Raw genomic sequence first — 8,977 nt, forward strand, 5'->3', positions numbered from 1 at the left:
ACCACAACCACGGCCCGGAAACCCGCCCACCCGACGCGACAGCCGGGACCCAGCCATGTCGCGTCACGGAAAAACCGCCAACGGCGCCCGAAACGAGCACCGAGGCCCCAGAACCGCCACTACTCGCGGATCTGGGTCTGACACGTCGGGGGGAGGCTCTCCCGTCACACCGGCTCGGCGACCACCGCGGGCGGGTCCTTGATCAGGTACGGGTTCGGGACCGCCTCGAGCAGCTGCCGCGTGTAGGCGTCGCGCGGGGTCCGGATCACCTGCAGCGCGGGGCCGTGCTCGACGACGACGCCGTTGTTCAGCACGATGATCTCGTCGGAGATCATCCGCGCGCTGAGCAGGTCGTGCGTGATGTACAGGATGCCGACGTCATGCTCCTGGACCAGCTTGTTGAGCAGCTGCAGGATCTCCGCGCGGATCGAGACGTCCAGGCTCGAGATGGGCTCGTCGGCGACGATCAGGTCCGGCTCGGGCGCGAGCGCCCGCGCGATCACGACCCGCTGGCGCTCTCCCCCGGACAGCTCATACGCGAACCGGCCGAGGAACCGGCCCGGCGGGGTCAGCGCCACGGTCTCGAGCAGCTCGGCGGCCCGCTCGCGTGCCTGCGCCTGGTTCATCCCGGCGTAGTTGCGCAGCGGCCTGGTGAGGATGTACTCGAGCGTCCGGGTCGGGTTCAGGGACGAGTAGGGATCCTGGAAGACGATCTGCACGCGGCTGCGGTACGCGCGCAGCGCCTTGCCGCGCATCGCGCCGACGACCTGGTCACTGCTTCGATCCTGGCCGGCCGCGCGGAACGTGATGCTGCCCGACGTCGGGGTGTCTACGCCGGTGATCATCCGCGCGATCGTGGTCTTGCCGCTGCCGCTCTGGCCGACCAGCGCGGTGACCTCACCCTTGCGCAGCACGAAGCTGACGTCCTTGACCGCGTCCACCGAGGTCTTCGTGAAGCCCCGGCGCCGCTCGAACCGGCGAGCGACGTTGTTGACCTCGACGAGCACCTCCCCGCGCAGCGCGCGCGTCGACTCCTCCGATGACTTGACGAACTGCGGGCCCGCGAAGCCGACGGTGGGCGGCCCGAGCAGGTCGGCGCCCGGCCCGCCCGCGCGCTGCAGGACGGCGACGTGGCAGGCGACCCGGCCGTCGTCGTACGTGGTGAGCGGGGGTTCGAGCGCGCCGCACACGGCGATGCGCTCGGGACAGCGCGGCGCGAAGCTGCACCCGGCGGGCTTGTTGCTCAGGTCCGGCGGCCGGCCGGGCACGTAGGTGATCCGGACCGTCTCGGCGCGCGGGTCGCTGTAGGAGCCGAGCAGTCCCTTGGCGTACGGGTGCCTGGGGTCGCGCAGCAGGGCCTGGGACGCCTGTTCCTCGACGACCCGCCCGGCGTACATCACCAGGATGCGGTCCGACAGGTCGAGCACGGTGCCGATGTCGTGGCTGATGAACAGCACCGCGAAGCCCCACTCGCGCTGCAGGCGCCGCACGTTGTCCAGGATCTGCCGCTGCACGACGACGTCGAGCCCGGTGGTCGGCTCGTCGAGCAGCACGAACCGCGGCCGGTTCGCCAGGGCGAGCGCCAGGTTGACCCGCTGCTTCATGCCGCCGGACAGCTCGTGCGGGTAGGCCCGGATGAACTTGTGATCGATGAACACCATGTCGAACAGCTCGCGCACCCGCGCGCTGACCGCCTCGCCGCGCAGGTCCGAATGCTCCTCGATCGCGTCGCGGAACTGGCCCTCGACGACCACCACGGGGTTCAGCGAGTTCATGCTCGACTGGAAGACGGTGGCGATGTCGCGCCAGCGGTACGTCCGCAGCTCGTCCTGGCTCATCGTGGTCAGGTCGTGGCCGTCGAAGGTGATCGAGCCGCCGCTGATCCGCCCGGGCTTGCCGAGCAGGCGCAGGATCGCCATGCCGAGGGTGGTCTTGCCGCTGCCGGACTCCCCGATCAGCCCCACGAACTCGCCGTCGTCGATCGCGAACGAGACGCCGTCGACCGCGGTGAGCGGGCGGTGGGTCTTGGGCTCGTAGCGCACGCTCAGGTCCTTGACCTCCAGCATCGCCATGCGTCAGTCCTCCCTCAGGTGCGGGTTGCTCAGCAGGTCGACGCCGAAGTTGATGAAGGTCAGGGAGGTGATCAGCGCGGCCAGGGTCAGGCCCGGCGCGAGCAGCCAGACCCACAGGCCCTGCGCGACGGCGCCCTGCTGGTCGGCCTGGAACAGCATGGTTCCCCAGGAGATCGCGGACGGGTCGCCCAGCCCGAGGAAGGACAGCCCGGACTCGGCGCCGATCGCCCCGGTGGCGGCACCGACGAAGCCGGCCGCGACCAGGGAGGTCATGTTCGGCATGATCTCCCGGAACACGATGCGCACCATGCCCTCGCCGGCGAACTTCGCGGCGGTCACGAAGTCCCGGTTGCGCAGGGTGATGATCTGCGAGCGTTTCGCGCGGGCGTGCCCGGCCCAGGAGGTGATCGCGATGACGAACACGAGCAGCGGGATCCCGCGCACCTCGGAGTATGCGACGAGCACGATCATCAGCGGCAGCACCGGCACGACAATGGCGACGTTGGTGAAGAACGACAGCACGTCATCCACGATCGTGCCCTCGGTGTAGCCCGAGATCATGCCGATGACCAGCGCGATCATCGTGGCGAAGAAGCCGCCGAACAGGCCGACCAGCAGCGAGACCCGTGACCCGTGGATCAGCTGGGAGGCGATGTCGTTGCCCTGGGTGGTCGTCCCGAGCAGGTGCTCGGCGCTCACCGGGAGCAGCGGGCCGAAGTCCGCGCGGTCCGGCGCGTACGGGGCCAGGATCGGCGCGAAGACGGCGACCAGGACGAAGAAGCCCAGCAGGAGCAGGCCGAACCGCGCCTTGGAGTTGCTCCAGATGATGGCCGTCCAGCGCGGCGGCCGGCTCGACTCCGGCGGCAACGCCGGGTCGAAGACGGGCGACGGCTGAGCTGCCCCGGTGCTCGGGAGGATGCCGGTGGTCATGCTGCGTCCTTTCTGGCCCGCGGGTCGAGGACGCCGTAGAGCATGTCCGCGACGAGGTTGGCGATCAGCACGCCGGTGATGGCGAACAGCAGCAGCGCCTGCAGCAGGGGGAAGTCCCGGTTGCCGATCGCCTCGCCCATCAGCCGGCCGAGGCCCGGGTAGTCGAAGATCGTCTCGACCAGGATCGAGCCGCCGAGCACCCCGCCGAGCGCGGTCGCGAAGCCGGTGACGCTCGGCAGCAGGGCGTTGCGCGCCGCGTACCGCAGGGCGACGACCCGGTCGGGCAGGCCCTTCGCTTTGGCGAGCCGGATGTAGTCCTCACCGAGGTTCATGATCATCGTGTTGCGCATGCCGAGGATCCAGCCGATGGGCGCCGTGACCAGCAGCGCCGTCGCCGGCAGGATCGAGTGGTAGATCGCGTCGCCCGCGAAGGCGACGTTCCACCCCGGGGTCGACGCGCCGTAGCCGCCCGAGGTCGGGAGCCAGTTCAGGGTGTACCCGAACACGAACACCAGGATCAGCGCGATCCAGAACGACGGCAGGGTGCCGACGAACGTCGACCCCAGCGTGACGACCGAGTCGAACCGGGTGTTGCGGCGCCACGCCGCGAAGGCACCGAGCGTGACGCCGACGACGAAGGCCAGGATCTGGGTGACCCCGACCAGCGCCATCGTCCACGGCATCGCCTGCGCGATCACATCGATCACGTTGAACGGGAAGTACGTGTACGAGACCCCGAAGTCCAGGTGACTGAGCGCCCTGAGGTACTCCCCGTACTGCGTGAGCAGGCCGCCGTCCGGTGCGCCCAGCATCGCCCGCATCGCCTTGACCGCGGCCGGGTCGATGGCCGTGCCACGACCGGCGAGCTTCTGGACCATGACCTCGGCCGGGTCGCCGGGCTGCAGCCGCGGGATGACGAAGTTCAACGTCACCGCCGCGAACAACGTCGCGAGGAAGAAACCGATCCGCCGAACGAAATACATGAGTCCATTCCCTTCCGTCTACGGGTTCGTCCAGGACTGCGGGCCTCGATCAACCGCTCAGGGCGCGGGCCTCAGGTGGGTGAGGATGACGAGCTTGTCGTCGGGGTGGGCGTACGGGTCGGAGTCGCTGGGCCAGCCGACGGCCTTGTCGGAGCGGTAGATGAGCCGCGACGGTGCGTAGATCAACGCGGTGACCGGGTACTTCGTCATCATCGTGGTCACCAGCTCACCGGTGTACTTGCGCTGGTCCCTCGCGGCGACCGAGCCGCTGAGCTCCTTGACCTGCTGGTCGGTCGCCTTGTCGTTCCAGCGCTCGACGTTGGGCAGGATCGTCGTCGTGGTCGGGACCTGGTCGCTCGCCAGCTTGGACCCGAGGTTCTTCGCCATCTCGCAGCCGCCGTCGAGGTACTCGAACAGCATCTGGAACTTGCCGGACTTCTTCTGCGCGTCGACGGACTCCGGTGCGGTCGCAAGGATCTTGGAGTTCAGGCCGACCGCGTTGAAGCCGCGCGCGATCACGTCGGCCATCGTCTGGTAGTCGATCCAGCCGGCCTGCACCGAGAACGTCAGCGCGAGCGGCGAGCCGTCCTTGTTGGTCCGCTTGCCGTCCGCGCCCTTGGTGTACCCGGCCGCGTCGAGCAGCTTCCCGGCCTTCTTCACGTCGAACGGCGTGACCGTGCCCTCGGGGTCGAACGCCCCCGGGAGGAACTTCACGGCCGCCGGCAGCTTGAGGCCGGACTGGCTCGCGGGCTTCATGATCCCGTAGGTGCCCTTGGTGGACATCTCGTCGCGGTCGATCGCGTAGGCGGTCGCCTCCCGGAACTTCACGTCGTTGAACGGCTTCTGCGCGAGGTTGAACGTGAGCACGGTGGTGCCGTTCGGCGGGTAGTAGAAGTGGTTCGTCTTGGGGTCGGCCGCGACGAAGGTCTTCGCGGGGTTCGGGATCTCTCCGTAGAACGCGTCGAGCTGGCCGCCGCGGAGCGCGAGGGACGCCTTCGCAGCGTCGTAGACACCCTCCAGGACGAGCTGCTTGACCTTGACCTTGTCGGCCTGCCAGTAGTCGGCGCGGCGCTCGAGCACCAGGCGGCGACCGTTGTAGGAACCGACCGAGAACGGTCCGGTGGAGACGGGTAACTTATCGATGTACTTGGCCGGATCACCGACCATCGACCAGATGTGCTCGGGAAGGATCTTCGTGTTGATGATGCCGTCGAATTTGGGTGCGGCGTTGCCGGTGAAAACGATGTTGACCTTGTTGCCGTCCGCGGTCACGGTCTTCGCGGGTGCACCGAAGGTGTCATTCCAGAGCCCGGCGGTGTCAAACGCCGGGTACTTCTTGCCCAGGTTCAGCGTAAAGGCGACGTCCTTGGCGGTGAATTCCTTGCCGTCGCTCCACTTGACTCCCTCGCGGATGTCGAAGCTCAGGTGATCCGCGCCCGTCCAGGCGAACTTGGTGGCCAGCCACGGCGTGATCTCGCAGGTCTGCCGGTTGCGGACCAGGAGCGACTCGTACAGCCACGTCTTGGTCAGCGCGTTCGGCGAGACCGGGTTGAAGTTCACCAGCCCGCCGACGGTGGCCGGCGCGTCGGACGGCAGGTTCAGCGACGCGATCATGCCGTCCGCCTTGTTGCCCTTGGCCTCGCCGTTCCCCCCGGCAGCGCACGCCGTGAGGGCGAGCAGCACGCTGACGACTCCAGCGACAAGAGCTGTGGTTCTACGCATCGGTGACTCCCCTTTGAGTGACTTCCGCCAGAGAGTGCGCCCGAAGTTTCCCCGGAGTCAAAGAGTTCCGGCCGACATTGGAGGTTTTCACCTTTTTGCAGGCCCGCGACCAGGGCATCCATTCCGTGAACGGTTTCCCCGAAGAGATTTTCCGTCGGTTTTGCTTTTCTTGTGGTAGGCATTGCCGTATGACTTCGATCCTTGACGCCGTTCCCCGGAAATCCCACGGGCGGCGTGTCGCTTCTCCCTGCGGAGTGCGTGCGCAGTTCACCGAGAGCGCGGCATTGCGCCTGTTCGGTGTCGGGGAGCATAGCCTGCTGGCCTACCCGTCCGACGACGTCGAAGCGGGTCCCGCCAACCTCTACCTGCGCGTCCACCTGCCCACCGGCATCGAGGTCACCCCGCTGCTCGGGCCGGCTAGCCCGGGGTCCGTGCGGTGGTCCGGCGCCGGCCCTGACGTGTCCGGCGCGTGGCGCGGACTGACCTACCGGGTCCGGTTCGTGCTGGCCGACGACGAGCCGGCGTGGTTCTGGCACGTCGAGGTCACCAACCACCTCGACGCCCCGGTCGCGGTCGACGTGGTCCACACCCAGGACGTCGCCCTCGCGCCGTACGGGGCGGTCCGGACAAACGAGTACTACGTCGCGCAGTACCTCGACGTGACGCCGATCGAGACGAGTTCGGCGGGGGTCGCGCTCGCCGTGCGCCAGAACATGCCCGGCGAGCGGGTTCCCTGGCTGATGCTGGGCAGCCTGCGCGAGACGGTCGCCTGGGGTACCGATGCGTTGCAGCTCCTGGGACGGTCGGTGACCGCCGCCGGCTTCAGCGCCGCGACCGGCGAGGCGTCGGCCGTGCCCGCGGGCCTGTTCGCCGAACGGCTGCCGAGCACCCGGCTGCAGCACGAGCACACGCTCGCGATGCTGCAGGACGCCGTCGAGCACCTGGCTCCGGCACAGACGCTGCGCACCGGGTTCTTCGGGATCTACCGCCCGGACCATCGGGCCGCGACGTCCAGCGCGGACAGCGCCGTCGCCGAGCTCGCACTGGCCCTGCCGGAGGCGAAAGCCCCGTTCGGCCCGGTCCCGCCGGCACCTTCGGACGCGACGCGCGCTGTGCCGGACGCGGGTCCGGACGCCGCGCCGATCGTCGGGTCGCTGTTCTCCTCGGCCCCGCTGCTCGCGGTGCGGCCGCTCGACCCGGGCGCGCTCAGCGAGCTCTCCGGGCCCGGTCGGCACCACCTCGAAGAGGCCGGCGGCGAGCCGTTGGCGTACTTCACCGACGACGGCACGCACGTCGTGACCGCCGCCAAGGAGCGCGCGGTGCTGCGTCCGCACGGGCACATCCTGCGCACCGGGACCGCGCTCGTCCCGGACGAGTCCAGCCTGACCTCGACCGCGTGGATGGCGGGCATCTTCGCGTCCCAGGTCACCCAGGGTCACGCGAGCCGCGACCCGGTGCTCTCGACCCGGCACGGCTACCTCGGCCTGCGCCGCGCGTACGGGCTGCGGATCTTCCTCGAGACCGCCGGGGTCGCGGGGCGCGGGTACTCCCTGCTCGACGTCCCGAGCGCCTGGGCCCTGACGCCGGACTCCTGCCGGTGGTGGTACGCGCACGACGGCGGCCTGCTCGAGGTCGAGTCCGTCGTCGCGGCCGACTCCCACGAGGTCCGCGTGAGCCTGCGCGTCATCTCCGGCCCGCCGGTGCGCGCCCTCGTCTCGGCCCTGGTCGCCTTCGGCGGCGACGACGGCGCCGAGCCCGCGCCCCCGGTCCTCACGGTGAACGACGGCGGCGTCACCGTCCGCGTGCCCGACGGCGCCGAGCTCGCCGCCCGCTCCCCCTGTGCGTCGTTCCGGCTCGGCTGGGCACCCGGCGCGATCGAGAGCGTGGGTCGCGACGACGTGCTCTTCGCCGACGGCGCCACGCGAGACCTGCCGTGGGTGACCCTGACCACGGGCCCGACCCGCCAGCTCGACCTCACGCTCACCGTCGACCTGGTCCCCGCCGCCCGGCTGGCCGCGCAGCGCCTCGGCGAGGCCCCGTGGCCGGACTTCTGGGCCGGGCTCACCGACTCGATCCGGCTCCAGGTCCCGCGGGGCACCCGCTGGACGGCCGAGCTCGAGAAGCTGGACGCCGTGCTGCCGTGGTTCGGCCACGACGCGCTCGTGCACTACCTCAGCCCGCGCGGGCTCGAGCAGTACAACGGCGGAGCCTGGGGGACGCGCGACGCGTGCCAGGGACCGGTCGGGTTGCTGCTCGCGCTCGGGCAGACCGATCCGTTGCGCGACCTGGTGCTGCGCATCCTGGGCGCCCAGAACGCGCGCGGCGACTGGCCGCAGGCGTTCGAGTTCTGGGACCCGGCTTCGGCCGCCGGCCAGAGCGGCGCGCACGGCGACGTCGTGTACTGGCCCCTGCTCGCCGTCGGCGAGTACCTCGCCGCGACCGGGGACCTGACCCTGCTCGCCGAGTCGATCCCGTTCGTCGGCGACCACGGGCCGACGCCCGGGGCTCCGGTCCTGGACCACCTGCGGGCCGCGCTCGCGTACATCGCCGCGACCACGGTGCCCGGCAGCCCCCTGCCCGCGTACGGCCACGGCGACTGGAACGACTCGCTGCAGCCGGCCGATCCCGACCTCGCGGCCCGGTTGGTCTCGACCTGGACGGTGACCCTGCAGGTGCACGCGCTGCGCACGCTCGCGGGCGCACTGCGCGGCCTGGACCCGGACGGCACCGGCGCCGCGGGCACCATCGGCGCACCGGCAACCGTCGACCTGCACACCTGGGCCGACGACGCCGAGGCCCAGACCGCCCGCAGCGCCGCCGCTCTGGACGCGGTGCTCGTGCGGGACGGCCTGCTCTGCGGATACGGGTTGTTCCACGACGACGGCACGGTCGAGCACCTGGTCCACCCGGCCGACGAGCTGACCGGGCTGCACCTGAGTGTGCTGCCGATGATCCACGCGATCTCCGGCGACCTGCTGAGCCCGGAGTCCGCCGCGACCCACCTGGCCGCCCTCGAGGAGCACCTGCTCGGCCCCGACGGCGCGCACCTGTTCGACCGGCCGGCCCGGTACCAGGGCGGACCGATGGAGGTGTTCCAGCGCGCCGAGGCCGCGACCTTCTTCGGCCGGGAGATCGGCATCATGTACACGCACGCCCACCTGCGCTACGCCGAGGCGCTCGCCCGGCACGGTGACGGCGAGAAGCTGCTGCGGGCGCTGCTGCGGGCCGACCCGATCGGCGTCCGCGAGCGCATCGGATCGGCGGCGCCCC

5 protein-coding genes are annotated in these 8,977 nt (G+C 70.3%); 1 reads left to right on the forward strand and 4 read right to left on the reverse strand.

Annotation, left to right across the window (positions count from 1 at the left end):
• Positions 1 to 164: 164 nt before the first annotated feature.
• Genes VIM26_RS21890 through VIM26_RS21905 form a run of 4 tightly spaced genes read right to left on the reverse strand, consistent with a single transcriptional unit; the run spans position 165 to position 5,707 of the window.
• Positions 165 to 2,072 (reverse strand): ABC transporter ATP-binding protein, encoded by a 1,908-nt coding sequence (locus tag VIM26_RS21890; RefSeq protein WP_331955221.1) that lies wholly within the window; start codon positions 2,070 to 2,072, stop codon positions 165 to 167.
• Between the two features lie 3 nt (positions 2,073 to 2,075).
• Positions 2,076 to 3,002, reverse strand: a complete 927-nt coding sequence (locus VIM26_RS21895) for an ABC transporter permease (protein ID WP_331955223.1) — start codon at positions 3,000 to 3,002, stop codon at positions 2,076 to 2,078.
• Positions 2,999 to 3,985 carry an ABC transporter permease gene (locus VIM26_RS21900; RefSeq protein ID WP_331955225.1) on the reverse strand — a complete coding sequence of 329 codons (987 nt, stop codon included), beginning with the start codon at positions 3,983 to 3,985 and terminating at the stop codon, positions 2,999 to 3,001. Before VIM26_RS21900 ends, VIM26_RS21895 begins: the two co-directional genes overlap by 4 nt.
• 57 nt (positions 3,986 to 4,042) lie before the next feature.
• Positions 4,043 to 5,707: an ABC transporter substrate-binding protein gene (locus tag VIM26_RS21905; RefSeq protein ID WP_331955227.1), complete on the reverse strand. Its 1,665-nt coding sequence runs from the start codon at positions 5,705 to 5,707 to the stop codon at positions 4,043 to 4,045.
• A 254-nt stretch (positions 5,708 to 5,961) separates the two neighbouring features.
• Between VIM26_RS21905 and VIM26_RS21910 the strand changes: the two genes are divergently transcribed.
• Positions 5,962 to 8,977: hypothetical protein (locus VIM26_RS21910; protein ID WP_331955229.1), on the forward strand; the 3,016-nt coding region annotated here is incomplete at its 3' end.

The sequence above is a fragment of the Pengzhenrongella sp. genome, assembly GCF_036565025.1.
GTDB lineage: Bacteria > Actinomycetota > Actinomycetes > Actinomycetales > Cellulomonadaceae > Pengzhenrongella.

Bases quoted from the DNA above. Each gene is read 5' to 3' on its own strand.
- VIM26_RS21890 (WP_331955221.1), bottom strand. From the start codon at position 2,072: ATGGCGATGCTGGAGGTCAAGGACCTGAGCGTGCGCTACGAGCCCAAG.
- VIM26_RS21895 (WP_331955223.1), bottom strand. From the start codon at position 3,002: ATGACCACCGGCATCCTCCCGAGCACCGGGGCAGCTCAGCCGTCGCCC.
- VIM26_RS21900 (WP_331955225.1), bottom strand. From the start codon at position 3,985: ATGTATTTCGTTCGGCGGATCGGTTTCTTCCTCGCGACGTTGTTCGCG.
- VIM26_RS21905 (WP_331955227.1), bottom strand. From the start codon at position 5,707: ATGCGTAGAACCACAGCTCTTGTCGCTGGAGTCGTCAGCGTGCTGCTC.